Here is a 26,738-nt window from a genome sequence, read left to right as displayed (position 1 = left end):
CGCACCGAGCATCGCCATCGACGCGGCGCCGCGTCCTGGAGGTTGACTCGTGGTGCCGCGTGCAGGCCCAGGCGTCGGCGACTTGACCTCGACAATAAGCGCGCCGGACCGAGGACAGCTCTCGCCTGCTCGTGCCTCCCCAGCGCTGCTCCCCTGGGATGGCTCACCCGCAACGTGGAAATCTTGCTGCGCCACGCCGTTCCGAACGCCGATCGGGCACGCTGCCGCCACGATGGCCGACCGGGCGATGCAGAACAGCAGCGCTGCCTTCTTGATATCGCTCGCGCTAGCGGCCGTCGCCGCCTGCGGAGACGACGGCAGCGGAGAGGCGAGCGCCTCGACGACATCTTCCGCGAGCTCGGGCACAGGCGCGAGCGCTGGGACCGGCGGTGGCTCCATCGGCGAGGGCGGCGCGACCGACGGCGGTGGTGGCAGCGGCGGCGCGGCGGACGGCAGCGGCGGCGCGGCGGACGGCAGCGGCGGCGCTGGCGCCACAGGCGGCGTGGGCGGGTCGGCCGGCGGCGGCGGCGCGGCGGTGGATATCCTGGATCAGCTGCGCGCGCTCGACCTCGCCGAGGTCACGGAAGAGGCGTCCAAGATCCCCGGCTATCGGTTCTTCGTCATCGAGATCGAACAGCCTGTCGATCACGATGCCCCGGGTGGCGAGCGCTTCCGGCAGCGGCTCGCGCTGCACCACCGCGACGCGAGCGCGCCGCTCGTGCTCGCCGCGACCGGCTACTCGCTGTTTCTCCCCGAGCAGTACATCGAAGAGCCCACCGCGCTCTTGAACGCAAACCAGATCTACATCGAGCACCGCTTTTTCACGCCGTCGCGCCCGGAGCCGGCGGATTGGACCAAGATGACGATCGAAGCGGCGGCCGCCGATCACCACCGCGTCGTCGAAGCGTTCCGCACGATCTACACCGGGAGATGGCTCTCTACGGGTGCGAGCAAGGGGGGAATGACCTCCGTCTACCATCGTCGTTTCTACCCCGATGACGTCGACGGCACGGTGGCCTACGTGACTCCGCTTAGCCACGGCGTGGAAGATCCACGCTACATCGATTTCCTGAACCAGGTCGGCGAGGCCGACTGCCGCGAGCGCATTACCGCGTTCCGGCGCGAGGTGCTGCTCCGGCGCCCGGCCATGCTCGAGCGCGCGGAGACGGAAGCGGACGCGCTGGGCTTGACCTACGACCTGTTCGGCGTGGAGGCGCAGCTCGAGAGAGCTGTGATATGGCTCCCATTCTACTTCTGGCTCTCCCTGCACGAGGTCAACTGCGGCCAGATCCCGGATGCGTCGGTGTCCGACGACGACCTGTGGCTGGCCCTCGGCCTGATCTCTCCCGTGAGTGCCGGCGCCGATGCTGCGTATCTCGCCTTCGAGCCGTACTACTGGCAATGCTACACAGAGCTCGGCGCCCCCATGCCCGACACCGCTGATATCGCTGACCTGCTCACGTTCGACTGGGGGTCGGTCGACCGCCTGCCGAGCATCCCCGTCGAGCCGGAGTTCTCGCCTGCCGCGATGGAGGACGTCGCGCGCTGGGTCGCTACCGAAGGCAGCGAGTTCCTGTTCATCTACGGCGAGAACGACCCCTGGTCTGCCGGGGCCTTCGATCTCGGCGCGGCGGTGGACTCGTATCGCTATTTCGCGCCGGGCGAGAACCACGGCGCGCACATCGGCGGCCTCGCCCCGGCCGACAGGGATGCCGCGGTGGCGACGCTCGCCAGGTGGGCGGGCGTGCCACGGTCGCTCGTGACGGCGCAGCCCTTGCGCGATGCCCTCCCTCGCTCTCCGCGCATGCTGCGCCCGTGAGTGGCTCTCTGATCGTCTCGCTGTGCCATCGTTTTGCGCCTCCCAGAGCTGGTTGCCTGACCCGTCGAGCACCTTGACGGCGCTGTTCCCCTCGGGGGTCGGTTGCCCGCCATCGTACAGCGAGCGGCGACGCCGTAGCCCACGTCGATCCCCCCGGCGCCGAACCGCGCAGACCAGCGCGCCGCGCCGGTCGCTTCACCGTGGCCACCTTCGCCGCCGCCATGGCCACCTTCGCCGCTTCTCGATTGCTCATGCCCGTCTGTTGCTCTCCGTGGGACAGAGGTTCAGCCCGCCGGCCGCACCCGGAACGGCCGGCGCCCGTCCGGCGGAATCGCCGCCCCGAGCGGCCGCTCCCGGGCTAACCTCGAGCGATGAGCACCGCGGACCACGGGGAGCACATCGCGGCGATGCGGCCGCAGCAATGAGCGAGGAAGCTCCCGGCGCGGCTTCGCCCCAGCGATTTCGCAAGGTCGAGGTGCAGGACGTCCGCCGCGACAAGCGCCTCCTCGGATCCCTGGTCGTCGCATCGCTCGTCGGCACGTTCGCGGCTCCGTGGGGGCTAGCCGTGCTCGGGATGGAGAAGGCCTCGCTCTTCGCCGCGCTGATCGGCCTTGGCAGCTACTTCGTCAACGCTCTGTCGTTCGCCGGCGCGGACCGCGGACCGGGCGAGCGCCGCCTCCGCGACGGCAGCGTGAAGATCGAGGGCGAGCGGCTGCTGATCACGGAGGGAGCGAAGGAGAGCAGTCTGCCGCTCGCGCGCCTCGCCGGCGGCTGGACGGAGCGGACGCCGAACGGCCACGCCGCGGTGCTGTCGTTCTCGGATGGGCGCGTCGCCGCCGTCGAGGAAGCGTCCGAGGAGGAGGCGGTCGACCTCTTGTCGCGGGCCGGGGCGGGGGCACAGGCGCGCGCGGTGCGGATGCGCACGTACCGCGAGGACTCCAGCGGTCGCAAGATCGCGGGCTGTCTCCTGGCCTTCTTCGTCCTGATCCTCGCCCCGGGTGTGCTGGCGGTGCTGATCCTGCTGTTCACGGCCATCGCGAAATGGTCAATCGCGCCCCTCGCGCCGATGACAGCAACGGGCGGGCTCGCGCCGCTCCTGGGCGTCGCGGCCTGGCTCTGGTCCAAGGTGACGCCGACCTGGGTGCATATCGGCACCGACGGAGTGATGGTCAAGAGCGCGTTCCGGCGGCGGTTCTTCCCGCACAGGGCCATCGTCCACGTCACTCTCACCCACGGGGGAGTTGGCGGCGTCTATCATTTCGTGAAAGTCGGCCTGCGGGACGGCAAGTCGATCACCGTCCCGGCGGCCAGCCGCGCTGAGGCCACGGCGCTGATCGAGCGTATTCAGGCCGCTCAGGCCGTCGCCGCGACGCAGGATCGGGCGCGGCTGCTGGAGGTCATCGCGCGCAATGGCCGGCCGCTGGCCGAGTGGAAGAGAGCGCTGGAGTCGCTGGTGGCCAGGACCGGATACCGGACGGCGGGGAACGACCTCGAAGAGGTGCTGCGCATCGTCGAGGACGGTTCTGCGCCGCCGGAGCAGCGCGTCGCTGCGGCGCTCGCGGCGCGCCCGCACGGGGGCGAAGCGGTGGAGAAACGGATCCGCGTCGCCGCCGAGGCGAGCGCCGAGCCGAAGCTGCGGCTGGCGCTGGAGAAGGTGTCCGCGGGGGAGGATGAGGATGATTTGCTGGAGGAGATCGGCGCCGGCGAGGCCCGGAAGGCGGCGGGGTGAGCGGTGCTATCTGACCGGCTCACGGCGACGCCGGTGAGATGAACGAGAATGCGGCGCCACCTTGGGCGCGGCGCTGCCCGCCACCGTCGCCCGGTTTCCTGCGTGCACCTCGACGCGCCCGCCGCTGGTCATCGTAACGGGAAAGCGCGGAGGAAGCGTAGCCCCAAGGCGGAGCGGGCCGGCAAGCGGCTCTTGGCCGGCTGCGGCCTGGTGTGGGGACGAGCTGCAGCCGTCCAGACGCCAAGAGAAGAGGAGAGGAGAAGAAGAAGAATTGAACGCCAAGGCGCCAAGACGCCAAGACGCCAGGAGAAGAGAAAAATCTCGTGAAGGCGCCAGAAGAAGATTGGAACGCCAGCGCGCCAAGGAGCGAAGGAGGAAAATGATTCTCTCTTGTCTGTTTTGCGACTTTGCGCCTTTGCGCCTTTGCGTTCAAATCTCCCTCTCTATCCGACCGGCGCTTCAGGCCACCTCGCGCCCCGCGGGTCAGGCGCGGCGAGCGCTTTCCTAGGGCCAGGGCCCTCTCTATATCTTCATGGAACAGGCCGCCTGGGCAGGGTGAAAGTCCGCGCGATGCGCGAACGGCGGTGTCTGTGGGGCTATCCATCATAGGAGGGGGCGATGGCAGGATTGCTTCCGGAGTTCCGGAGGTTCATCGACTACGTGTCTCTTGTCTCCCGGAGGCGGGGCCTGCGCCGGGAGCTGCCGGGCGACAGGTTCCTCGCCGAGGTGGTGAGGACGGTCGACGGCGACACGCTCCGCGTGCGCGACGAGCACGGCGTGACCCATCCTGTCCGTATGCTCTCGATCGATACGCCGGAGACGCACTTCCTCGGCGCCTCGCAAGGATACTGGGCCGAGGTGGCCGCCGAGCGGCTCTCCGAGCTGCTCCCTGACGGCGCCGAGGTCGAGATCCAGACAGACGAACAGCCGTTCGACGCCTACGGTCGCGTGCTCGGATACGTCCTGTCGCGCGGCCGGCTCATCAACCGGCAGATGCTCGAGGAGGGCCTGGCGACGACCTACATCGTCGCCCCGAACCTCCGTTACGCCCGGGAGCTCTCCGAGGCCGCGCGGCGGAGCTTCGCCGAGCGCCGCGGCATGTTCGGCGACTCCAGCGTCCTGCTCCCGTACGAGTTCCGGTGGAGGATGCGAGGCCACTCGAGCGCGAAGCTCGTCGGCAGCCTGTCCCGAGGCGAGGTGTACGATCTGGCGGAGCGGGAGCGGGTCCCCGTCTGGGATCGGGTGTTCTTCTTCGACGCGAAGGACGTCAAGGCGCCGTTCTTCCGCGCCAGGCCGGAGCGGGGCGCGCAGGGCGGCTGAACGGATCGCCGTGGGGCGCGCGCGCTCGCGCCGCGTGCGCGCGCCCCCGGTCGCGCAGGCGGAGCGACGCGGGCCATCATGCCACGGATCGTGGCAGTTTGCCTCGCGCTGCCCTGCTCCTCGGCTGGACGGAGCGCGCTCGTGAGCTCTGTCGGCACGGTGACCCGCGATGGCGCGAGGCGTGCTCGTCTGCCGATCCAAGCGAGGAGGCACGATCTCCCGCGCAAATTGCCCCGCTCCGGGCCTGATCAGGAACGGAGCGCACAGCGGGCGCGCTCCTGGCACAGGAGTCGCCTGCGGGCGGAACTGCTCAAAGCGCCTCGGCTGTGTGCCCGGCGAGCTGCCATTCGTGTGCACCGGGCGGGAGCTCCGCGCGCTGGGAGGCGGGGCGCCTGGCCGGCCATTTCTGACGACGTACCCCTCGTGAAGGAGCTGCTCGTATGCCTGTGAAGAGAATGGATATCACGTGCATGGTCGCGTGCACTGCCGCGCTCTCGCTCGGCCTCGTGCACTGCGCCTCGACGCCGGGGGCGGTACCTCTGGAGCCTGTCAGCACGCGTGACGCGCCGCCGGGGACGGCCGAGGCGGTCGCGCCGGCGGGCCCGAGGGCGCCCATGAACGCGTATCCGCCGCCCGGCCCCGACACGCCGCGCACGAGCTACCTGCCGGTCGTCGACAAGGAGCCGTTCGCCGCGCTGCTCGCCCGGATGAGGGCCGACAAGCCCGCGGTGATGAAGCGCCACCAGACGCTGCTCGAGGCGCGGTACGACCTCGCGAACCGGCCTGCGCCGGGGGTCACCATGTCGCGCGGCAAGCCCGTCCAGGGCGGCGTCCGGGTGAAGCTCGAGAAGGGGACGACCTGGGAATCGCTGGCGGCGCTCACGCCCGACGCCATCCGGGATCAGGGGCTCTGGCCGCAGGGCTTCCTGCCGCTGCCCCACCCGAACCAGCCGGAAGGCGGGATGGTCTTTCCGAAGCTCCAGATCGAGGAGCTGAAGCGCCAGACGGGGAGGGATCTCACGCGCTTCGATCTCGACTTCGATATCCCGGATCACCTGATCTCCGAGTTCCCGCCGCCGATGTACCTCACGACGCGGCCTGACCTGGGCGACGTCTCCAAGGGGCAGCTCGTCACGATCGACAACTTCTACGAGCTCTTCAACGGCATCCTGAACCCGAAGCAGCTCGAGGGGCTTCGCCTCCTCGTCACGCCGTTCCCGCAGATGCAGTTCAACGCGACCGCGGACCGGCGCTCGGAGAAGGCGAGCCTCGGCGTCGCCTGCTTCGATTGCCACGCGAACGGGCACACGAACAACGCGACCCACCTCGTGGGCGACATCCGACCGCAGGAGTTCCGCCACCGGGTCGACACCCCCACGCTGCGCGGCGTGAACATCCAGCGCCTCTTCGGCTCGCAGCGGGCGCTCAAGACCGTCGAGGATTTCACCGAGTTCGAGCAGCGAGCGGCGTACTTCGACGGCGACATCGTCATCGCCGTGAAGAAGGGGATCAACATCCTGGACCGCGGGCACCAGGTGCACCCGATGGCCGAGTTCCAGGAGATCCTCGACTTCCCCCCGGCGCCGAAGCTCGCGTTGAACGGGCGCCTCGACCCCGCGAAGGCCACGCCGGAGGAGCTCCGCGGAGAGCAGGTCTTCAACGGCAAGGGCCAGTGCGCGACGTGCCATGTCGCGCCGTACTACACGGACAACCTGATGCACAACCTGCGGGCGGAGCGCTTCTTCAAGCCCGTGCTCATCAACGGACGGATGGCGACCGCGGACGGCCCCATCAAGACATTCCCGCTGCGCGGCATCAAGGACAGCCCTCCCTACCTGCACGACGGGCGCCTGCTCACGCTGGAGGACACCGTGGAGTTCTTCAACCTCGTCCTCGGCACGAAGCTGACGGCGCAGGAGAAAGCTGACCTCACGGCGTTCCTGCGGGTGCTGTAGAAAGGCCGCAGCTACCGCCGCTCGCGGGGACCTTTTCCGGGCGCTGCTCCGCAGGAGAGGCGCGCCGCGATGCCGTCGAGCACGCAGTCTAGACCCCTGTCGAACGCGGCGTCGGCCGGCGGGTGGGTGGCGTCCTTGACCACCTTGGCGAGCGTCGGGAAGCGGCCGGTGGCGATCATCCGGCGGATGTACGCCTCCGACGCCAGCTGCCATTCGGTCTGATCCATGCCGCTCGCGACCTCGGCGCGCAGCTCGTTGGCCTCGCCGCGGATGGCGCCGATCACGTAGGCGTTGACGGTCGCGACCGCCATCATGACGGCGTCGATGTCCTCGAAGCCCGGAGCGCCGCTCAGCGCGGCGAGCGAGGCCTCGAGGTGCGCGAGGGCGTTCGGGCCCAGGTGGGGACGGCCGCCCAGCAGATCGAGGAACCACCCGTGCTCCGTGGCGGCCCGCCGGGTCCGATGGGCGATCGTCCAGAGGGCCTCGCGCCAGCCGCCGGGGATCGGCCCCGCGGACGCCATCTCCCCGTACACCGCGTCCACCATGAGCTCGAGCAGCTCCTCCTTGGTGTCCAGGTAGCCGTAAAGGCGCATCGGGCCGGCGTCGAGCGAGGCCCCGATCTTGCGCAGGGATACCGCGGCGAGGCCCTCCGCGTCGGCGAGCGCGATGGCGGCGCGCACGATCCGGTCTCTGCTCAGCGGCCCGGGAGCGGGACGGAGCGCCGGCTCCGGGCGCTCCCAGATGAGGGACGCGCCGGTCGCGTGCGGTTTTTTCTGCCGTGCGGTCATCGCTCGTCTTGTTCGCATCGGCACCCGGTTGACAACAAATCCGACGCGATACACTGTATCGTTGTGATACACTGTATCAAAGGACGGTTTTTATGCACGTAGAATCGACGTCGGTGCTCGTGGTCGGGGGCAGCCTGGTCGGCCTGTCGGCCGCGGTGTTCCTGTCCTGGCGAGGTGTGCGCACGGTGCTGGTCGAACGGCATGCTGGCAGCTCGCCGCATCCACGCGCGATCGGCTACACGCCGAGGACGCTGGAGCTCTATCGCGCGGTCGGGCTGGGCCAGCACATCCCGCAGGTGCCGCCCGGCTTCCGGCTGCGCCGGGCTCGGATCGAGAGCCTCGCCGGGGAGTGGTTCGAGGAGGTCCCGTGGACGCCCGGGGAGCAGGTGGCGCCCGCGATCGAGCGCTCGCCGTGCGCGGGCGCCGCGATCGCCCAGGATCGTCTCGAGCCCAGGCTTCGAGACAGGGCGGTCGAGCTCGGCGCGGACGTGAGGCTCGAGACTGAACTGACCCGCTTCGAGCAGGACCCAGACGGCGTGACCGCGTGGCTGCGCGAGCGCGACGGGCGAGAGGTCGCGCTGCGCGCTTCCTACCTGGTGGCGGCGGACGGCCACCGCAGCGCGATCCGCGAGGCGCTCGGGATCGGCCGCGCCGGGCGAGGGCACATCCGGACGGTGCGCAGCGTCCTCTTCCGGGCTCCGCTCGAGGAGTACCTTCGAGCGGGGGTCACGCAGTTCGCGATCGAGCAGCCGGGCTTCAGCGCATTCCTCACCACCTACGGCGACGGCCGCTGGGTGCTGATCTTCTGGGATGACGAGGAGCGCGACGCGGCGACCTTGAGAGCGCTGATCTCCAGGGCGATCGGCAGGGCTGACCTGGAGATCGAGATCGTCACCACCGGGCGCTGGGAGATAAGCGCCCTCGTCGCCGACCGCTTCACCTCCGGCAGGGTGTTCCTCGCCGGGGATGCCGCGCACACGCTGCCGCCCAACCGGGGTGGTTACGGCGCGAACACCGGCATCGAGGACGCCCACAACCTCGCGTGGAAGCTCTCTGCGGTGCTCTCCGGCGCGTCGACGCCGGATCTGCTCGACACATATGACGCCGAGCGGCGCCCGATAGCGTGGCTCCGGCACCACCAGATCTTCGCCCGGGAGGACTACAAGGCGCACGCGGGCGGGACCGCCGGAGGCGCGCCGATCATCGACGACGACGCCATGGAGCTCGGGCAGCTGTACCGATCGACGGCGGTGCTCGGCGCCGGCGACGGGCTCCCGCCGGCGTTGCGGCCCGAGCAATGGGCGGGTCAGCCCGGCACGCGCGCGCCGCACGCGTGGGTGGTGAGAGGTGGCGAGCGGCTGTCGACGCTCGATCTGCTCCAGCGACGCTGGGTGCTGCTCACCGAGGACGCGCGGTGGTGCTCCGCCGCAGCGCAGGTCGGTGAGCAGCTGGGCATCGAGCTCGAATGCGTCTGCATCGGCGCAGAGGTGCAATCATCCGATGATGGAGCGTTCTGCAGGGCGTTTGGCCTCGAGGCCGGGGGAGCGTCGCTGGTCCGCCCGGACGGCTACGTGGCGTGGCGCTCGCTCGATCTGCCGGCGGATCCGGCGGGCGCGCTCGCCGATGCCCTCGGGCGGGTGTCGTCCGCCGCGCGCCGCACCGGCGAGCTCGCCGCCCTCAAGTAGGTGTTCGTCGCCAGCGGGATCGACCGACGATGATGGTCACGATCGATTGACCCGGAGGGCCGGTCACGCAGACGGCCAACCGCTCACTTGACGTAGAAGGCACGCACCGGCGCAGCTACGCCCTTCAGCCGGAGCTCGCCAGCGGACTCCAGCGGTACGGCGCCGCCCAGCAGCTTCGCCGTGCTCTCGCCAATGAGGATACGGCCCGGCTCACTCGCCGTCTCGAGCCGCGCGGCGATGTTCACAGCAGGTCCGATGACGGTGTAGTCCGAGCGCGCCAGCGACCCGAAATTGCCGACGACGGCGTCACCCGTGTTGATGCCAGCGCGGGCGACGAGGCGAACACCGTCACCCAGGCTCGGCAGCGTGGCTTGAAGTTCGCGCGCGAGCGCGACGCAGCGACGCGCCTGCTCGGCCGGGTCGAGGGGATCGGGGGCTCCGAACACGAGCATGACGGCGTCCCCGACGAACTTGTCGACGGTGGCCCCGTGCGCGTGCGCCACGTCAGCCACCGTCGACAGGTACCGGTTGAGCAGCCGCCCGACGGCCTCGGCACCGAGCCTCTCCGACAGCGATGTGAACCCCACGAGGTCGGTGAACATCACGGTCACCACCCGCCGCTCGGGCTCAGCGTCCATCCGCAGCTCTCCGTGCGCGGCGCGCTCGACGAGCGACGGCGGCAGGTAGCGTCGGAGGACGGACTCCGTGAGGTAGCGGTGGAGCTTGGCGGTCTGGTTCACTGCGTAGTTCGACGCAAAGAACACGAGGAAGATGCCGGCGGACATGTCGGCCATCACGGCCGCCGCGGCCGCGGGTTCAGCATAGAAGAGGTGTGGAAAAGACGGGCTGAACGATGGAGGCGGTGGGATCACGCCCATGAGCTCGAGGGTGCCCACGCCACAGTACAGACAGGAGCCGAGGACCGCAGTGAAGAGGCCGAACCGAAAGCCGAGGAAGATCCGGTACAGCGCTACGAACATGACGATGTACAGGGCCGCCGGCGACACCAGCGTTCCGGTGGCATGCATGACAAGCTGGTTTGACGCGAGCTCGGCGGTCAGCGTGGCATAGGTCAGCGCGCGAGCGATGATCGAGGCGTCCCGCCCTGAGGCCCGCGTGACCGCCAACAAGGCCCCGTTCGCGACGATGAAGACCGCCAGCATGGCGAACCAGGCGGCCACGATGAAGCGTGCCTGCGCCGGGTGATGCGCGCGCTCCGCAAATATCGATAACGCCAGTCCCGACGGCACCAGGATGGGCGCAGCGACGAGGAGCCTCACGCCAGCGGCGGTCCGGATCCGCTGGCGCGCTGCGCGCTGCGCGCCCGTGTCCGTCAGGAATTCGCGAAAGAACACGCGCACAGACGCGCCGAGATGGCCGGCACCGCCGTGCTCCTGCATCTCACCGACCGAGGCGCGCACCGGACGAGCGTACACATCGCGCGCCGGCGCACGCAAGCGTGGTCGTCAATCGGCCGCTGCTGCGCCGTGCTCAGCGCGCGGGGACGGAATGCTCGTGGTATCGGGCAATCGCGCCACCGCGCTCCGAGCGGGTCGGCGGTCACTGGATCGGGCTGGCGCCCGGATCACCTCAGGTAGTCGGAGATCGCGTCGTACCAGCGGCCCGCCATCCGGGCGTAGCCAGCCTTGTTGGGATGGACCCCGTCGCCGAGCTCGGACGTGGGGAAATCCTTGAACTGATCGACGAAGAGGACGTGCGCGCCCTTGCTGGCGCGCGCCTCGACCAGCGCGGGGATCTTGGCGTTGTACGTGCTGACCGCGTTTGCGCCGCTCGGGAAAGGAATGATGTTGCTCACGACGATCAGCGCGTCGGGCGCCTCGGCGATCAGCTCGTCGATGAGCGCGCCCAGGCGGGTGTCGGCGCCGTTCGGGCTTTGATACATGTCATTGGTGCCGGCATGGAGCAGCACGATGTGCGGCATATCCCGGAGCCCCGGGGTGGGTATACGATTGGCGATCTGCTGGATGGTCTCTCCGCTGATGCCCTCGTGATTGCGGGGGAACGGCTTGCCATCGACCATCGCTGGGCCGTTCATCTGCTGCGTGCCCGTGAAGGTGACCTCGTGGCCGTCTTGCGTGGCAAGGTGGAAGAGCTCGACCCGGTACCCGCCGTCGAAGCCGAGACCGAAGGTGATCGAGTCCCCGAGGGGCAGGATCTTGCAGGCGCCCGTCGCAGGGCAAGGCTGGAACCCTGTATCGGGCGAGCCCCCGCTGCCGCTCGAGGTTTCCGCAGCGCTGCTGCTGCTGCTGCTGCTCGCGCCCCCAGCCCCGCCGCCGCTGCTCGAGCTCGAGCTGCTGGAAGCAGCTCCGCCGCCCGAACCGCTGGTCGCCGCCGTGCTGCTCGCTCCACTCGTGGTCGAGGAGACTCCCGAGCCCTCACCCGTGCTCGTCGTCGGGGTGCCGCCGGAGGAAGAAGAAGCACCTCCTCCGGTGCCACCCGAGCCATCGGACGACCCATCAGAAGCGCTGGAGCAGGCCATGGAACCGACCAAGAGAAGGCCCACGAGCGGAATCCCACGGGCAAAGGTGCCGAATGCGCCACGGCGGACGAGCAGCGAAGAGGTCGAGGTAGACATGTGAACACAGCTCCCGGTCAGCGACCGAAGAAAAATATGTTTTGAAAAGAATTGGCGGGAGCTCGGCGCAATGCCACACCACCCGCACAGCCTCTGCGAGGAAGTGAAGGGAAGGGTACGTGGCGCTCGTAGCGAGGTCGTTCAAATTCCCGGCGAAGGTTTTCAGGATCCCGACGTGCGGGATCCGATCCACCAGACACCGGCGAGCAGAGATGTGTGAACGCTCACATGCCAGTGCACGAGGGGCTTGACCCCCGTGTTCCTCGACGTCGACGATGCTCCGGGGCGACCCCAGGCATGACCGCGGAGTTTTCAGCGAAATACGGGGCGGCGCTCACCGGATCGGACTGGGTGGGGCTGCCCCTCCGGATCGGGCACGTGCCCGAGAGCGGCCGGGTCGAGGGACTCTCGGCGGAGAGCGATGCGGTCCTGGTCTGGACGGGAGGCCCGTCGCAGGTCGACATTCGCTTCGCGGAGCCGACCTCGGGCGAGGTCCGGGAGCATTCCTTCGAGCGGCTCTCGGGAATGATGGACCTCTTGCCGCGGAGGACCAGGCTTCACAGCGTGGAGTGGCGGGGGCGGCCCTCCGTGTGCACGTCGGTGAACTTCCCCGAAGCCTCCATGGTGGCTCTCTGTGCGTCTCCGTCCGCCGTTCTGGTCCCGGAGCGGGATCCGCGGTTCGGCCTGGTCGACGCCCATGTCGTCGACCTGGTCCATCGCCTGCAGGCGCAGGCCGAGGGCCAGGAGTACTTCGGGGCTGTCTACGTGCAGTCGCTCTGCCTGGCGCTGGCTTCCTACCTATCGGCACGGTACGGAGCGGGATCCGGGGCGGAGATCTCGCTGCGCAACGCGAGCCTCTCCAGGAGCCAGCGAACTCAGATCGAAAAATTCGTGGACAGCGAGCTCTCCTCGAACTTCGGGCTCGTCGACCTGGCGGGGCAGGTGGGCTATTCGCCGGACCATTTCTCGCGCTTGTTCAAGAACGCCTTTCACCAGACTCCCCACCAGTACGTCATTTCACGCCGCATCGAGAGGGCGATGACCATGCTCCAGGACGAGCGGCTGTCCATCGCGGAGATCGCGCTGGAGTGTGGCTTCTCCAATCAGGGGCACCTCACGACGGCGTTCAAGCGCCGCACGGGGACGACGCCGGGCGCATATCGAAAGAAGTGAGCGCCCAGCCGGGCTTCTTGGGCGCAGGCGATCCCCTCGCGCCGAGCAGCGCCTGGCGCGCCGGCGGGGCCGCGCCGCCCGCGATCTGCATGAGCGGCTGCGCGCGGGTCCCACGATCACTCGACCAGCGAGGCCGACGGGCCCTGGGCTTCGTCCTGAGAGCCATCGAGCATCAGGCCCGGATCGACCGGCGCCACCGCGCGTCGCCGCGCGAGTTGCCGCTGCAGTAGCTGCTGGTCCGCAGGACGCCCGACACCGAGCGGATGAGGCTCCGGTGATCCGGGCCGAAGTCGATCCGCGGCACCGAGAACGGCGCGTCCGCGGAGCTATGGAATCCGCTGATGGTCGTATGGTCGCCAGGCCAGTTGGTCACGGCTCCCAGGAAGCCGAGCCGGCGAAGCGTCGCGCACTCGCGAGGACCGAAGTCCGTCCCCACATGCCCGTTCGGATAACAGAAGATGGGGACCGGGCGCCTGGCCTCGGCGCGCAGGCGCGCCCAGGACACGTGGATCTCGTGCTTCGATTGCGCGTCGGTCGTCCTGGAGAGCACCGGATGGGTGACCGTGTGCGGACCGAACGTGATGCCGCGCGCCTCGCACGCGCGGACGTCATCCCACGACATGGGCGCGTACCGCGCGGGAGGGCGCGCCGGGAGATCGACCTCGGCCTCGGCGACGAGCCGCTGGATGGCGCGGAGCTTCTCGGTTTCGGGCACGCGCTTGCAGCGCTCCATGAAGCGCCGCGCGAGCCGCGCCCGCGGGATGCCGTTGTCCAGGCGGATGACGTGGCGGATGCCGTCCACCATCACGCTGAGCTCGCGGCGCCGCGTCGTCTCGAACACGTGCTCCACGCGGTGCCACCAGCACCACAGATGGCCGTCCAGATAGCCGCTCACCACGAAGATGGTGGCCGGGCAATCGAACTCCGCGAAGATCGGCGCGGCGACCGTCGCCTGGTCGATCGTGCCGTCATCCATCGTGAAGGCGACGGCCCGGTCGATGGGCGGCTCCTCGCCCGCGAGGCCTCGGAACACCCGCTCGAGCGAGACGAGCGGATACCGCTCGCTTCTCAGGAACTGCAGCGCGCGCCGGAGGGCGCGCGGATCGAGGCCCTCGATCCCGCGATCCGGGTCCGCGAACCGATGCATCACGATGATGGTCGAATGGCCCTGCATCATCGGCGTGAATGGCCGCGTCGCCCACGGCGCGGCCAGGAGATCCGAGAGCCATCGCATTGCGTTCGACATGAGTTGTCCCCCCTCGAGAGCGTTTGAAAGCAGCAGCGTTCGGCGATGGCGGCGCTCCGCCGCCTGATCAGCTCGCGAGCGGCGCCGGCGAGCGCGACGAAAGGTGCTCGCCGAGAGCTCGCCCGCCGTCGCGGTGCGGGGCGGCGGTGGTTGCGCGCGGCGTCACCGCAATCGGTCCGTACCACCATACCCCTCCCCATCGAGTAGACTGCCGATCTCTCGACTCGACCGCTCATCGAGCGCCAGGCATGCATCGCTGTCCCCCCGTCGCGCCGTGTCTCACCGGTACGGAACACACCGTCCGGGGCATCGCCAGCGCGAAACCGGGACGGATGGGGCCTCGACCTGGCAGATCGATACGAGCGCTGCAACACGCCGCATGGCTACATTGCGGACGGCAAGGGCGCGACTCGAATATACTATACGTCGAATTCACGAACTGACAAGCACATCGCACAACAAACGAGAAGGCCGGAGTGCGGGGGCTGCACAAACTCAAAAAGGACATGGACCGCGGCGCCCAGGAGTGGTGATCCGTCCCAGTCTTCGACTGGCCACGTCCCTCGCGGGCGACACCCGTCCAGGAGCTGGCCGCGAGCCCGCGTGGGCGGCGCGGTCGCTGGCCCACAAAGTCGTTCGTTTTCGCCAGGTTACAAAAATCGTCGCCGGCCGGTCACGAAACGTGAGCCGCGTCTGGCTCGCCTGAGCACTGTAGAGGGCGTGCCGTGGCTCGGGCCGGGGGGCGGTCTGGGGTGGAGCGTGGTTGGCAGAGGTTCGCCCTGCGGCGGCGCTGCAGGGGACTTCGGATCGTCGTCTCCTCACGGAACATGGGACACCGCGATGGATATTGCCGGACGGAGGACACCTCGATGCAGGTCGGAGACGGCGTAGCCGCGCGCGTCTGGGGGGGCTGCGCCGATCGCGACCCGCATCAACGGCTGCGCGCCGGTGCTTCGCGGAGGTAGTCGAGCAGCCGGGCCTCGTCGCTGCCGATCATCCGATCGATGCCGTCCTCGCGGACATGGCGCTGGATCTGCAGCGCTCCCGCGGTCGTCCGCACGAGGATGGCGATGCGCCGGAAGCCGCCCATCACGACCGGCCGAATTCGCTGCATTGCCGCCTCGAACTTCGGATCATTCCGCCCCACCGCCGCGCGCAGATCGATGAGCAGACACAGGCGATGGCGGTCGACCCGGTCGAGCGCGCGGCCCACCTCCATCCACAGCTCCTCGAACTGCGTGGCAGACTCGGACGGCAGCGGGCTCCGCGTGACCCGCGCGATCTGCGAAACCGGGTCGACCGTCACGGTGTGGTGCGCGTTGCGGAGGAGCTCGAGCATGGCCAACGACCATTCTATCAGATCCAGAGCAGCCGAGCGAGCGAACGAGCCGAGCACCCCGGGTGGAGCAGCCGAGTTCGCCGATGCTGCCTGGCTCTTTCTTCGACGCCGCCGGAAGCGACGCCTCGGACACCTACTGGAAACCTGCTCGGCGAGCCCCACCGCGTGAATCGCTCTGACGCGCAGTGGCAAATCCTGGACAGGAGCGGCGATGGATGCGCTCGGCCGGCGAAGCTGCGCGCGCGGCCATCGGCGAGGCGCGCCGGCATGTCCTCTCCATCGCTGACAGGATCGACGATCCGGTCTATCGCGAGAGCTTTTTGAAGAGCGTGCCGGAGAACCGGAGGACTCTGGAGCTCACGTCGATGGACGGCCGCTGACAGGCTCGTGTAGGCTGGCCCCCACAAAGAACCGCGCGGGAGGGCGCTCATGCACGTGAAGACCCCAGCGATCGGCCTGCTGCTGCTCGCCTCGTGGCTGCTATGCATCACGGGTTGTGCTGCTGTGCCGCTCGTGCACCGATTCGGCAAGTTCCACGAGGTCCATGTCCCGCTCGATGGGGTGGAGACGGTGGTGACGCCGGCGACGGTCACTGCGGCCGACGTTCACGCCATGCGCGCGCAGCTCGCGTTTTCGGGCGCGTCAGTGCGGGGGGACGACGCGCTCCGGGAGGAGGGGCGCAGGGAGCTCGATCGCGCGCTCAGGTTGGAGCCGGCGAACGTCCTCGCGCTGCGGATGCTGATGCAGTTCGAGAGGGGCTTGCCGGTCAACGAGTGGATCAGCCGCCTGGAGGAGCAGGTGGCGCGTCGGCCCGACGACGGCGAGGCGTGGCTCCTCCTCGGTCAGCTGCTCGGCTACCGAGAGCGCGGCGTGGAGCAGCTCGCCGCGCTGCGCCGGGCGGTCGCGCTCCTCCCCGGCGACGCCTTGGCCTACAACAACCTCGCGTGGGCGCTCGTCACCACGGGGCACCCGCAGGAGGCGCTCCCCCTGGCCACGAAGGCCGCGATGCTCGCCCCCTGGAACGCCTCGTTCCTCGACACGTACGCCGCGGGCCTGTTCGCGCTTGGGCGCTGCCCCGACGCGCTCCGGGTCCAGGCGCGCGCCGTCGACCTCATTCCCCATCACGCACAGGGCTCCAGGCGGGCGCGTTGGTTCACCGACAAGCTGGGCGAATACCAAAGCTCCTGCGGGCAGGTCGCGGATCGAGGCGAGCCGATCCGCTCACCGGATCGCGAGCGGGATGCCCGGTGATCCGGACGCGCCCCGGAGGGGCAGCGGGCTGTAGACGTAGAAGAACTCGTAGGGGCTCTTGTGGCCGTGGGGCCGCTCTTCGAGCTCTGCGGCCAGATCCGCGGCCAGCTCCGAGAGCACCATCACCTCGTGCATGAAGATTCCGCTCTTCACCAGCAGGTGATGGTGCACCGGGAAGATCACCCCCGGCGCCACCGGAGGCTTCGGCGGGAGGACCTCGATGCCGAAGTTGTCTGACCCGACGCAGGCGATCCCCTTCGAGGAGAGCCACTTCGCGACCTCGAGCCCGATCCCTGGCTGAGCCAACCCCACGCCCGGCTGCGTGTAATACCCCTCGGTGCCGAGCTCCCAGTTCTCCTCCCAGCCCGTGAAGATCAGCACGACGTCGCCTGGGCCGATGTCCCGCGCGTCCATTTTCTGCGCGCGCAGCGTCTTCATCACCATCGACAGCGTGATCTCCTGGCCGAACGCGAGCGTCTCCCCGCCGTTTGCGTAGCGCTTGACGTCGAGGAGCACGCCGCGCGTGACGAGCGGCTTCACGTTCTCGACGCCGAGGTGCGCGAGCCCGTCTTCCGTGAGGATCTCGGCGCCGGTGAACTGGTTGTAGAAGAGCGCGTCGGCGGGGTCCGTGCTCCCGGGCGGGATGTAGCCGAAATGGCCCAGCGCGTCGAACTCCGTCCCCATCTGGCCGAACTCCCCGTGCATCACCTCGGAGTTCGTGACCTGCTGCTGGATCACCGTGGTCGGCCCAGCCTCCATGGAGAGCCCCTGGTTGCCCGGGAACGCCGGCATACCCGGCTCGTAAACGTGACCCAGGCGATAGACCTTGCCCTCCTTGATCAGGCGCTTGCCCTCGAGGACCTTGTCCGGCGTCTGCGTGTTGGAGGCGCCCGCCTCGTCGTCAGGGCCCCACGGCGAGGGACCGGGCACCGGATCGTAAGCCTCCAGCATCGGCACGCCGCGGGCCAGCGCTGCCCCCGCGACCAGGCTGACGGCCATGGTCACCACGATCGCGCCACGTAACGGCATCACTCCAGGCTTCATAGGCAACCTCCTGGGTCACATCGCACGTTGTACCGACAGCGCCGTGCGCTCCCATTATGGGCGCGGGCGCATGCCATCAATAGAGTACACCGTCAGGGGCGCCATAATACTGCTCTTCCGAGATCGTCGCGGGCTTCGCCAATGCTGTGAAGGCCTTGTGCGTACCCGCGTACACCCGGTCTCTCGGTGGGAGCGCGCTGGGTCACCAGCGGAGCCGGCGTCCCAGCGCATAGGCGATGCCGCTCTCCAGGGTCCCTTTGGTCACGATGCCGCTCAGATCGGCGCCCATTGTCGTGAGCGTCTGCGCGATCTGCGGCTTGATCCCGGTGAGCACGACCCGGGTGCCGAGCAGCCCCGCGGCCCGGGCCGCGTCGACGAAGGATTGCGCCACCCGCTCGTCGACGACCTTCACCCCGGTGATGTCGAGGATGGCGATCTTGGCCTGCTGGGCGGCGATCCCTTCAAGCAACGTCGTCAGGATCTGCTCGGCGCGCGCGGGGTCGACGCTCCCGACGATCGGCATTGCGACGACGCCAGGCGCCAGCGGCAGGAGCGGCGTGATGAGCTCCTGGATCGTCGCCTGCTGCATCTCGATGAGCTGCCGCTGCATCTCCGCGCGCTCGGCCTCGGCCTGCTTCGTTCGGCTGATGTCCACCGAGATCGTCCCGACCGCGTAGATCTTCCCCTCGGCGTCGCGGATGGGGAACTTGGTCGACAGGTAGGTGCGCGGACCATTCGGGTAGACGAGCACCTGCTCGGATGCGCCCGGGCGTCCGGCGGCCGCCACCTCTTCATTGGCCTTTCGTATCGAGGTGGCCGCCGGCGCCGGGAGAAGGTCGTAGACGACCCGCCCGAGCAATTCCTCGCGGCTCATCTTGTAAAACGACTCGATTTCGCGGTTCACGAGGAGGAGCCGGCCCGCGGCGTCCACCGCGACCATCATCGACGGCGTGTATTCGAGGAACGCATGGAGCAGGCTCTCACTCCGCTCGAGCATCTGCTCCGTATGTTTGCGCGCGGTGATGTCGTGCGCCGATCCCAGCATCCGGCGCCCCGGTGCCTCCGGCTCGCGGCCGAGCGCGACGCCTCGCTCGAGGAACCATCGCCAGCCGCCGTCGCGACCGCGCACGCGGTACTCCACCGTCGCCTGCTCCCCGCTCTCCGAGGCGGCCACGCGAGCCCGGTACTCCTCGATGCGACCGATATCGTCCGGATGGACTATCGGGGAAAGGCCGTCGCCATGGGGCGAGCCTGCCGCCGATCCATCGCCCCCTCGGGCGAGATCGGCGAGCTCCCGGTTCCGGTAGATGTACCGCCCCTCATCGAGATCGAGCACGTAAACGAGGCTGGGCAGCGCGTCGAGCAAGCGCTCCGGGAAGCTGCGGTCGGCCTCCTCCAGCTCGGCGACGCGGGAGCGCAGGCGCTGCACTTCCTTCTGCAACGCGTCCAGCTCCGCCTCGAGCGCCACGGTCTTCTGCGCGTCCATCGCCCTCGCAGGGCGATGTTATCCCAGCCTCGGCTGAGGTGGATCACAATTTTCCTGGGTATCCGCGCTCCAGCACGATTTCGCGCGACGCCTCGTCGAGCTCGATATCGGCGCGGGGGATCTCGCCGGTCAGGCTGTCGAGCCAGCGGGTGATCAGGTGCACCTCCTTGTCAGCCAGCTCCTTCCCGAGCTGGTGTCTCGCCATCATCCTCACGGCCTCCTCCAGCGAAGAGACCGAGCCGTCATGGAAGTAGGGCCCTGTCTGGGCGACGTTGCGCAGGCTGGGCACCCGGAAGACCATCCAGTCGACGTCCCGCCGCGTGATCTCGTAGCGGCCCCTGTCCTTCGTGTCGGGCCACGGCTTCACGAGCCCGGCCTTCTGGTACATCGTGGCGCCGAGGTCGGGCCCGAAGTGGCAGGAGACGCAGCCGATATCGACGAACACGTTGAAGCCCGCCCTCTCCTCGGCGCTCAGCGCGGTCTTGTCCCCCTCGAGGAACACGTCCCAGCGGCTCCGTGTGAACAGCGTGGCTTCGAACGCCGCGAGCGCCCGCGCGACGTTGTCGAACGTCACGGCCTGCGGCTGCCCGGGGAACGCCAGCGCGAATGCGTGCTTGTACCCTCGGGACGAGCGCAGCGCCGCCTCGATGCCCTCGGGCGTCGACGCCATCGCGCTCCGGGACTGGAGCTCGTCCTTGGCCTGATCCACGAGGTTGTTCTGCCGGCCATCCCACAGCAGCGCGAAGTAGCCGGCGACGTTGTAGACGCTCAGCGTGTTCCGCGGGGGCTCGAGACCCTCGCTCCCGCGCGATAGCTTCCTGTGATCCGCACCCCAGGCCTCCAGCGGGTGGCACGAGGCGCAGGTGAGGTCATGGTTCCTGGACAGGCGCGGATCCTGGAAGAGCATTCGGCCCAGCCTGATCTGCGCCGCGGCGGTCGGGTCCGGCGGCTTCGCCGGGCCGGCGGGCAGGGGCGCGAAGCTCGCCAGCCGCTCCGGCGCGATCTCCGAGGACGTCGTCGGCGTCATGCGGGAGAGCCCGAACGCGAGCAGCGCGGCGGTCGCGACCGCGCCGCCCAGGATCACGCTGAACCCTCGCCGGAGGCGCGCCGGTGCGGTCGAGCTGGCAGTCGCGTTGTGCTGTACGTCCGGCGCTCTCTCGGGGAGGGTGGACGTGACGAGCGGGCTCACGGACCGGTGCGAGCGCGGCTGTGCGTCGGCCGATGGCCGCTGCGTGGTGCTGGCGCCGCTCTCTCCGGTGCTCCTGTTCCCGCTGTCGCCTCGCGCTGGTGAGAGCTGCTCGGTGGCCGCGAGGGAGGGATCGGGCCGCTCGCAGGCGTCGGCCGGCGCGCGGTAGCGGCGGATGTGCTCGACAGAGGCGCTGGCTGCCGGCGTCCCGAACGGCTCGATCGCCTGGGCCAGCGCGACGATCGTCTGTGGGCGCAGGCGTCGATCCTTCTCCAGGCAGCGCAGGATCGCGCTCTCGAGCGCCGCCGGCACGTCGATTCTCCATGCGCGGATGGCCGCGGGTGGGGTCTCGACGCCCGCGAGCAGGCTCTCCGGCGTCCATCCGACCTCGAAGGGGCGGTGCCCGGTGATGAGCTCATAAAGGATCACGCCGAGCGCCCAGATGTCGGCGCGCTCGTCTGCCCACTTCAAGCTGAGCGCCTGCTCGGGTGCCATGTACGGCATCGAGCCCGCGATCACGTTCGAGGTCGTGAGGCTCCCGCTCCCGTCGTCCACGGTCGATTTCGAGAGGCCGAAATCGAGCACCTTGATGAGCGAAAACCCGTGCTCATCTCTCGCCAGGAACAGATTGGCCGGCTTGAGATCGCGGTGGACGATCCCGTGCGCGTGGGCCTCGGCGATCGCCTCGCACGCCTGCAAGACGAGGTCGACCGCTTCGGCGACGGGGAGGTGATCGCGCGCGCAGAGCACCTCCCGGAGGTCGAGCCCCGTCAGGCGCTCCATGACCAGGTACGGCGTACCTGCGTCGAGCAGGCCGGCGTCGAGCACGCGCACCACGTGCCTGTCCTGGAGCGACGCGGCGGCGCGGGCCTCGCGCAGGAAGCGCTCCACGGCGTCGGCCGTGCGCACGCAGCTCGGGAGCAGCAGCTTCAGCGCGACCGGCTGCCTCAGCGCCACGTGCTCCGCGGCGAGGACCACACCCATCCCGCCGCGCCCGAGCACGCGCTCGATCCGATACCTCTCTGCGAGGATCTCGCCCGGCGCTGGGACTCCAGGGATGGATGCGTCCATGATCTCTCGACGAGGTGGCGACGTGGAGAGGCGGGCACGGCCGCCCGGGCTCGGCGGCGCGACACGGCCCTGCGGCCGGGAACATGGGCGAGGCGATCCCCACCGGCAAGGGCCCGCAGCGGGCGAGCTGCGGTGTCAGGCCAGGAGGGCCGTCTCCAGGCCGCCGGCCGCCGGCGGCGGGCATCGCGGAGGCGCCTTGTTGGCAAAACGGCCAGCTTCTCTCCGGGCCGGCGCTGCGCTAGTGGGGCCGTATGTACAGCGTGTTGGAAGCGTTCAAGGCGTGCGGGTGGGCGGCGTGGCTCGCCCTCCTCGCCGGGACGGCCGGCATCGGGATCGGCGTTGCGGGGGCGGGGATGCTGGCGACGAAGGCGCGGGGCATGGCCTGGATCCCGGGCGCCGTCGCCGTGCTGCTGGGGCTCAGCGCCGTCTCGGTGGGGCTGCTCGGCCGATCCATCGGGCTCGCCCGCGTGGAAGCGGCGCTTGGTTATCCCGGCGTCGAGATCGACGCCACGCAGCGCGAGATGATCCGGCGCGTCGGCACGGAGGAGGCCAATCAGTGCGTGAGCATCGGCGCCTCGCTGGGCGCCCTGCCGTTCGTGATCGGCGCGGCCGCGGTCGGGATCGGGCTCGTCCTCCGTAAGAAGCCGGCTTGATGGATTCAGGGCGCCAAGCACATTTGCGCACGCGCCTGTGCCGGTGGGACTACTCTCCGCTCTCGAAGGGACCTAGATCCGGCGCGGATCCGTTGTACTCCGCGCCCACGTCGGCGCCCGCGTCGCGGAGATCGCTGCCTGGCACCAGCTTCAGATAGTCGATGTCCGGCAAGCTGCCATCGGCCTTGCGGGGGCCCTTGAGCAGGCTGGTGTCGACGCTCACGAAGTCGCCGCTCGTGGCCGACAGTCCACCTTGCCAGCTGTTGTTCGTGATGTTCGTGGTCGTGGCCGACAGTGACCCGTTCGTCCCCAGGGAGATCGTGTTTCTGATGGTCAACGAGGCCGCGATGTTCGAGGTGCTGAAGTTGATGTTGCTGCCGTTGGCGTGCGCCGCGCTGTTCAGGATCGTGACGCTGCCGCGGTTGCTGTTGTGGTCGAAGCCGTCGTTGACGTTCCCCGCGGCGATGCACCGCGTGTAGACGGCGTTGTGGCTCAGGTCTTTGCCGTCGCTGCCGCCAGACTTGAAGCCGTTGCCGTCGCCTGCGCCGGCCGAGCCATTCTTGAGCTTCCCGTTGTCGATGGCCCAGCAGTCGTCGTAGGTCGTGGTGACGTTGTTTGCGGGGCGCAGGTAGCCGTCCCAGCCATCATCCAGGTTGTTCCAGGCGCGGCAGCCCACGAAACTGTTGCCCGTGCCGACGTCGAGCTTGGCCGCGAAGCCGTCGGCGTTCTCCAGGCTGGAATCGGCGTTGAAATACGAGTCGCAGTTGAGCACCAGGTTGTCGGCCGCCCCTCCGCCTAGCTGGAGCCCGGTGTCGGCGCATTCGACGAACGTGGAGTATTCGATCACGTTGTGCGAACCGCTGACGAACATGCCGTTGTCGCCGGCTCGGAGGACATCGATGCCGTAGATGTGCCAGTAGTCGCCGGACAAGACGAGCCCGCGGTTGCTGGAGCTCTCCGCCATGGCGGAAAAGTCGAGCAAGGGGCGTTCGCTGTCCAGGGGGTAGGCGCGCAGATCGATGGTCGAGCCGCGCATGCCGTCCTTGGTCAGGCTGAGGGTCGTAGTGAGCGCGTAGGTGCCCCCGCGCAGGTAAATGGTGTCACCCGCGTTCGCCCGAAGGAGGGCGGCGGCCACGGTCATGGGATCACTCATCGTTCCCGACGCGTCCGCCGCGCCATCCGGAGCCGCGAAGAGCGCATCGGGATCGATCGTGGGCGCTCCGCCGCTCCCCGATCCGCCGCCTGTCCCCGAGGTGACGCCCCCGCCGGCGCCGCCAGCTCCGTCGCCGCCCGTCCCCGTGGTGGCGCCCCCGCCGGCGCCGCCAGCTCCGCCGCCGCCCGAGCCGGCGGCGCCACCGCCGGACGTGGTCGTGCCACCCGTCGCGACGGTGCCGCCTGCGCCCGAGCTGCCGCCGCTCGTCGGAGCCCCGCCGCTTCCTGGAGTGTCTGTGTCAGCCGCGCCGCCGTCAGAGCAGGCCGCACTCGCCAACAACACGCTCGGGGCCAACAGGAGGCGCCACAGGCGGCCGCGTCGGGTCGGGAACTGGGGCTTGGAGCTCGGGTTCATGCCATGGAAGCATTGCCACGCCGGCAATAGGCCGTCTACCGCGCTTCGTACCAAATTCGAGAACCGGGCGAAGGGCTGCGACACACGAGCCGCGGCAGCGCTCATGCGCTGGCCGGGACTCGGCGCTTCCGGCGCGTCCTGAAGGCCCAGAGCGCGAGGTTGAGGAGCACGAGGCCCGCTGCATCCGGCCGGTGGACGCGAAGCGTGCTGCACGCGCAGCCGCCTGAGTCGTCGGCGCTGCTCGGACCGGTGTCACCGCCGCCCGTGCCCGAGGTTCCGCCGCTACCGACGCTCGTTGTGCCGCCGCTACCGCCGCTGGTTGCGCCACCGCTTGCCGCACCTCCGCTTGCCGCACCTCCGCTTGCGCTTGCGCTTGCGCCGCCCGACCCCGTAGCCGTGGTACCGCCACCGCCTGAGCCAGCGCTCCCCGCACCGCCGGTGCCGGAAGCCCCCGCGGTCTCGGTCTCGACCAACCCCGCCTCGAAGCAGCCAAGATCCGGAGCGGACCCTGCGTAGGGCAGGCCGACGTCGACGCCCTTGTCGATGGCGTCGCTGTCCGCCGCGAGGCGGAAATTCGTGAGCACGGGCAAGCTTCCGTCGGCCTGTCGCGGAGCGTCCAGCCCCATTTGGGACGGATTCTGAAAGTCCGCGTCCGAGACCGTGACACCACCCGCCGTCCAGGAGTTGTTCGCGTCGTCGGCGTCGTTGCGGTTCGAGAACAGCGTCCCGCCGAACGCCAGATTGTTCCGATAGACCCCGACGGTGATGTCGTTCCCGTCGAAGTCCATCCCGAGCATGTTGAAGTCGGGGCGATTGCCGTACGACGTGTTGTTGTAGAAGTAGAGCGTGCTCGGGTGGTGGTTCGCGTAAAACCCTGCCGCCCTGTTGAAGGCGGCGAGACAGTTTTGCACCGTGTGCGCCGCGGGCTCGGCCGGAAATCTCGACGGATCGGCGCCGTATCCGCCGCCCTTGAAGCCGTTGCCGTTGCCGATGCCGGTCGTCGTCCCCGGCTTGTAGCCGTTGTACCAGGCCCACGAGTGCTCGACGAGGCAGGCGGCGCCGGAGTTGATGAAATCGTAGCCGTCGTCCGCGTTCCACCAGGCGCGGCAGCCTCGAAATACATTGCCGGTCTCCCGGGCGCCGACGTGACAGCCGAAGCCGTCCGCGCTCTCGCCTGCGCCGTTCGACGTGAGCTCGTCGAAGTTGTCGTGCGAGTCGCAGTTGAGCACCAGGTTGTTGCTGCCGCGCTGGATGAAGATGCCGGCGCCCATGATGTGGTGGACGTCGAGCGCTTCGAAGATGTTGTTGCTCCCCTGATTCCACACTCCCCAGGACTCGTGGTTCAGGTTGTTGTTCTGGCGAACGCCTTTGATCTCGAGTCCCTTGAGGTGAATGTAATTGCCGGAGACGAGGATGCCCTTGATGCGGCAGGAATCCCTGATGCCGTCGAAATCGAAGACGGGCTTCTCGCCGGGCGCGGCCCAGTACTTGATCAGGCTGCCGGCGCTCCCGCTCTTGTTCAGCACCACACCGCTGATGGTCGCCGTCCCGCTCGAGCAGGTGGTGGTGCCCTCCGTGTACGTGTACGTGCCGCCTTTGAAGTAGAAGACGTCGCCGGCCATGGCCACGCTTTGCGCTTTGGCCATCGACGCGAACGGCGCGGCTTCGGTGCCGGCGTTCGCGTCGTTGCCGGCGGGCGCCGGGGCCACGTAGTAGTCCTTGGACCAGCCGCTCGTCGCAACGAGCAGCGGAGCGCCCAGCGCAGACAGCGAGAGAAGGAGTCGCACGTTCATTCTTTCACCAGCCCGAGGTCGTCGAGGTTGAAGCCCGCCGAGGCCGGGGGAAAGCACACCCAAACGTCGTGGAAACGTCAAGCCCAAACTGCAGTGCCTCCGGGGTGACAGAACCAGCGTCTGTGCAATTCGGCCCCCGTGGAAAAACGACACGATGGCTCCCCCGAAGCCGTCGGGGTCGCGGGTCGCGCGGCGCGCGGCGAAGGAGGCGCCGCCTCCGGAGCGGGGCAGAGGGCTGTTGCCTTCGGACGCTCGCGTCCTCTACGCTATGGAGGTCTTGATCGGACAGCATCGCTCGACGGGCTGCGCCACGCCATCGGCTGCTGGTGCGCCGTCGGAGCACACCTGGAGTGGATCCATGCGACGATTCGCGATCTCTCGTTGGCTGATAGCGTGCTTGGCGAGCTGTACGTCCGCGCCGCCGTCCACGCCGGGGGACGGGGCCGCCGAGGGGCCTCCGCCCCCTGCGCCGTCGTGTCCGACCCAGAAGCTCGCGTTCACCAAGGATACGGGGTGCGTGAACGATGGATCCCTGGAGTTTTGCCTGCCGTCGGGCGACGCCGCGCTCCTCGCGCGCGTGCGGGGCATCGCGCCCACGATCCGGGCCGGCTCGTCGAGGGGGCGCGCCAGATGCGATGTGCCCGCAGAGACCCTGTACTTCTTCCCCACGGGAGACGCCGAGTGCAGCGCGCGCCATGGCGCGCTGGAGGACGCGGCATGGGACCAGGTTTGTCGTATCGCCGCGCTGCCCGAGGTGCGGGAGATCGTGCCGACGTGGTACGAGTGAGCGCGGGCCGGCGCTCCTGCGTTGGCTCGCCGGCTGGGCGGCCCGGCCGGCACGGATGACGGATGGCTGATGGCTCGTAGAACCACCCCGCGGAGTGGGCCTTCCGCCATCCCCTGGGCGTGAGGGGGTGAGCAACCTGATCACGGGCGCGCGAGACCGGCCGCTCTGGAGTCACTTGACACCGTTCGGGGGCGGCACCTTGTTCGCCGTGGCCCGACCCTGCCGTGCCCCGCCCGGCTCATGCGCTCTC

General features: G+C 69.1%; 20 protein-coding genes. 10 read left to right on the top strand and 10 right to left on the bottom strand.

Going from position 1 to position 26,738, the window contains the following annotated elements:
- Positions 1-49 precede the first annotated feature (49 nt).
- From WME79_RS38585 to WME79_RS38570, 4 genes are all read left to right on the top strand, one after another.
- A complete protein-coding gene (locus WME79_RS38585) occupies positions 50-1,819 on the top strand; it encodes a S28 family serine protease (protein WP_437525431.1) in 1,770 nt (589 codons plus the stop codon).
- A gap of 421 nt (positions 1,820-2,240) precedes the next feature.
- A complete protein-coding gene (locus WME79_RS38580) occupies positions 2,241-3,548 on the top strand; it encodes a hypothetical protein (RefSeq protein ID WP_437525430.1) in 1,308 nt (435 codons plus the stop codon).
- Positions 3,549-4,166: 618 nt separating this feature from the next.
- Positions 4,167-4,868 (top strand): thermonuclease family protein, encoded by a 702-nt coding sequence (locus tag WME79_RS38575; RefSeq protein ID WP_437525429.1) that lies wholly within the window; start codon positions 4,167-4,169, stop codon positions 4,866-4,868.
- 614 nt (positions 4,869-5,482) lie between these two features.
- Complete coding sequence (locus WME79_RS38570; RefSeq protein ID WP_437540025.1) at positions 5,483-6,823, top strand: cytochrome B6; 1,341 nt, start codon at positions 5,483-5,485, stop codon at positions 6,821-6,823.
- A gap of 11 nt (positions 6,824-6,834) precedes the next feature.
- On the opposite strand, the gene WME79_RS38565 is transcribed toward WME79_RS38570, so the two are convergent.
- Positions 6,835-7,611 (bottom strand): TetR/AcrR family transcriptional regulator C-terminal domain-containing protein, encoded by a 777-nt coding sequence (locus tag WME79_RS38565; RefSeq protein WP_437525428.1) that lies wholly within the window; start codon positions 7,609-7,611, stop codon positions 6,835-6,837.
- A 92-nt stretch (positions 7,612-7,703) separates the two neighbouring features.
- On the opposite strand from WME79_RS38565, the gene WME79_RS38560 reads away from it, so the two are divergent.
- A complete protein-coding gene (locus tag WME79_RS38560; RefSeq protein WP_437525427.1) occupies positions 7,704-9,296 on the top strand; it encodes an FAD-dependent oxidoreductase in 1,593 nt (530 codons plus the stop codon).
- Between the two features lie 83 nt (positions 9,297-9,379).
- On the opposite strand, the gene WME79_RS38555 is transcribed toward WME79_RS38560, so the two are convergent.
- Both WME79_RS38555 and WME79_RS38550 read right to left on the bottom strand, forming a co-directional pair.
- Positions 9,380-10,717: an adenylate/guanylate cyclase domain-containing protein gene (locus WME79_RS38555; protein WP_437525426.1), complete on the bottom strand. Its 1,338-nt coding sequence runs from the start codon at positions 10,715-10,717 to the stop codon at positions 9,380-9,382.
- A gap of 164 nt (positions 10,718-10,881) precedes the next feature.
- Positions 10,882-11,820: an SGNH/GDSL hydrolase family protein gene (locus WME79_RS38550; RefSeq protein ID WP_437525425.1), complete on the bottom strand. Its 939-nt coding sequence runs from the start codon at positions 11,818-11,820 to the stop codon at positions 10,882-10,884.
- A 369-nt stretch (positions 11,821-12,189) separates the two neighbouring features.
- On the opposite strand from WME79_RS38550, the gene WME79_RS38545 reads away from it, so the two are divergent.
- The gene (locus WME79_RS38545) at positions 12,190-13,065 is read left to right on the top strand and encodes a helix-turn-helix domain-containing protein (RefSeq protein WP_437525424.1); all 876 of its coding nucleotides are present in this window, start codon (positions 12,190-12,192) and stop codon (positions 13,063-13,065) included.
- A gap of 172 nt (positions 13,066-13,237) precedes the next feature.
- On the opposite strand, the gene WME79_RS38540 is transcribed toward WME79_RS38545, so the two are convergent.
- Together WME79_RS38540 and WME79_RS38535 are read right to left on the bottom strand one after the other, a co-directional pair.
- Positions 13,238-14,311, bottom strand: coding sequence for a polysaccharide deacetylase family protein (locus WME79_RS38540; protein WP_437525423.1), 1,074 nt, complete (start codon positions 14,309-14,311; stop codon positions 13,238-13,240).
- A gap of 931 nt (positions 14,312-15,242) precedes the next feature.
- Entirely contained in the window at positions 15,243-15,650 is a 408-nt protein-coding gene (locus WME79_RS38535; protein ID WP_437525422.1) for a hypothetical protein, read from the bottom strand.
- Between the two features lie 215 nt (positions 15,651-15,865).
- Here WME79_RS38535 and WME79_RS38530 point away from each other — a divergent pair, with 215 nt between their 5' ends.
- Complete coding sequence (locus tag WME79_RS38530) at positions 15,866-16,030, top strand: hypothetical protein (protein ID WP_437525421.1); 165 nt, start codon at positions 15,866-15,868, stop codon at positions 16,028-16,030.
- A gap of 49 nt (positions 16,031-16,079) precedes the next feature.
- Positions 16,080-16,901, top strand: a complete 822-nt coding sequence (locus WME79_RS38525; protein WP_437525420.1) for a hypothetical protein — start codon at positions 16,080-16,082, stop codon at positions 16,899-16,901.
- On the opposite strand, the gene WME79_RS38520 is transcribed toward WME79_RS38525, so the two are convergent.
- The 3 genes from WME79_RS38520 to WME79_RS38510 all read right to left on the bottom strand — a co-directional run bounded on the left by WME79_RS38520 (position 16,872) and on the right by WME79_RS38510 (position 21,688).
- The gene (locus WME79_RS38520) at positions 16,872-17,930 is read right to left on the bottom strand and encodes a cyclase family protein (protein ID WP_437540023.1); all 1,059 of its coding nucleotides are present in this window, start codon (positions 17,928-17,930) and stop codon (positions 16,872-16,874) included. The two genes, WME79_RS38525 and WME79_RS38520, sit on opposite strands and share 30 nt — an antisense overlap.
- Before the next feature lie 217 nt (positions 17,931-18,147).
- On the bottom strand, positions 18,148-19,431 hold the full coding sequence (locus WME79_RS38515) for a PAS domain-containing protein (protein WP_437525419.1): 1,284 nt from the start codon (positions 19,429-19,431) through the stop codon (positions 18,148-18,150).
- 43 nt (positions 19,432-19,474) lie between these two features.
- Positions 19,475-21,688 carry a cytochrome c peroxidase gene (locus WME79_RS38510; RefSeq protein WP_437525418.1) on the bottom strand — a complete coding sequence of 738 codons (2,214 nt, stop codon included), beginning with the start codon at positions 21,686-21,688 and terminating at the stop codon, positions 19,475-19,477.
- Positions 21,689-21,939: 251 nt separating this feature from the next.
- On the opposite strand from WME79_RS38510, the gene WME79_RS38505 reads away from it, so the two are divergent.
- Positions 21,940-22,341 carry a hypothetical protein gene (locus tag WME79_RS38505; protein WP_437525417.1) on the top strand — a complete coding sequence of 134 codons (402 nt, stop codon included), beginning with the start codon at positions 21,940-21,942 and terminating at the stop codon, positions 22,339-22,341.
- A gap of 49 nt (positions 22,342-22,390) precedes the next feature.
- Here WME79_RS38505 and WME79_RS38500 read toward each other — a convergent pair whose 3' ends face one another.
- Entirely contained in the window at positions 22,391-23,836 is a 1,446-nt protein-coding gene (locus tag WME79_RS38500) for a right-handed parallel beta-helix repeat-containing protein (RefSeq protein ID WP_437525416.1), read from the bottom strand.
- Positions 23,837-24,009: 173 nt separating this feature from the next.
- Positions 24,010-25,695 carry a right-handed parallel beta-helix repeat-containing protein gene (locus tag WME79_RS38495; RefSeq protein ID WP_437525414.1) on the bottom strand — a complete coding sequence of 562 codons (1,686 nt, stop codon included), beginning with the start codon at positions 25,693-25,695 and terminating at the stop codon, positions 24,010-24,012.
- 523 nt (positions 25,696-26,218) lie between these two features.
- Between WME79_RS38495 and WME79_RS38490 the strand changes: the two genes are divergently transcribed.
- Positions 26,219-26,488: a hypothetical protein gene (locus WME79_RS38490; protein ID WP_437525412.1), complete on the top strand. Its 270-nt coding sequence runs from the start codon at positions 26,219-26,221 to the stop codon at positions 26,486-26,488.
- Positions 26,489-26,738 lie beyond the last annotated feature (250 nt).

The organism is Sorangium sp. So ce726 (assembly GCF_051521405.1).
In the GTDB taxonomy this organism is placed as follows: Bacteria; Myxococcota_A; Polyangia; order Polyangiales; family Polyangiaceae; genus Sorangium.
Note: the sequence above shows the minus strand (reverse complement) of the source record. Positions and strands in the feature narration are given on the sequence as shown.

Excerpts from the sequence above, each read along its gene's own strand:
- WME79_RS38530 (WP_437525421.1), top strand. The coding sequence starts at position 15,866 with ATGCGCTCGGCCGGCGAAGCTGCGCGCGCGGCCATCGGCGAGGCGCGC.
- WME79_RS38565 (WP_437525428.1), bottom strand. The coding sequence starts at position 7,611 with ATGACCGCACGGCAGAAAAAACCGCACGCGACCGGCGCGTCCCTCATC.
- WME79_RS38510 (WP_437525418.1), bottom strand. The coding sequence starts at position 21,688 with ATGGACGCATCCATCCCTGGAGTCCCAGCGCCGGGCGAGATCCTCGCA.
- WME79_RS38575 (WP_437525429.1), top strand. The coding sequence starts at position 4,167 with ATGGCAGGATTGCTTCCGGAGTTCCGGAGGTTCATCGACTACGTGTCT.
- WME79_RS38535 (WP_437525422.1), bottom strand. The coding sequence starts at position 15,650 with ATGCTCGAGCTCCTCCGCAACGCGCACCACACCGTGACGGTCGACCCG.
- WME79_RS38545 (WP_437525424.1), top strand. The coding sequence starts at position 12,190 with ATGACCGCGGAGTTTTCAGCGAAATACGGGGCGGCGCTCACCGGATCG.
- WME79_RS38570 (WP_437540025.1), top strand. The coding sequence starts at position 5,483 with ATGAACGCGTATCCGCCGCCCGGCCCCGACACGCCGCGCACGAGCTAC.
- WME79_RS38520 (WP_437540023.1), bottom strand. The coding sequence starts at position 17,930 with ATGCCGTTACGTGGCGCGATCGTGGTGACCATGGCCGTCAGCCTGGTC.
- WME79_RS38515 (WP_437525419.1), bottom strand. The coding sequence starts at position 19,431 with ATGGACGCGCAGAAGACCGTGGCGCTCGAGGCGGAGCTGGACGCGTTG.
- WME79_RS38505 (WP_437525417.1), top strand. The coding sequence starts at position 21,940 with ATGTACAGCGTGTTGGAAGCGTTCAAGGCGTGCGGGTGGGCGGCGTGG.
- WME79_RS38540 (WP_437525423.1), bottom strand. The coding sequence starts at position 14,311 with ATGTCGAACGCAATGCGATGGCTCTCGGATCTCCTGGCCGCGCCGTGG.
- WME79_RS38580 (WP_437525430.1), top strand. The coding sequence starts at position 2,241 with ATGAGCGAGGAAGCTCCCGGCGCGGCTTCGCCCCAGCGATTTCGCAAG.
- WME79_RS38525 (WP_437525420.1), top strand. The coding sequence starts at position 16,080 with ATGCACGTGAAGACCCCAGCGATCGGCCTGCTGCTGCTCGCCTCGTGG.
- WME79_RS38560 (WP_437525427.1), top strand. The coding sequence starts at position 7,704 with ATGCACGTAGAATCGACGTCGGTGCTCGTGGTCGGGGGCAGCCTGGTC.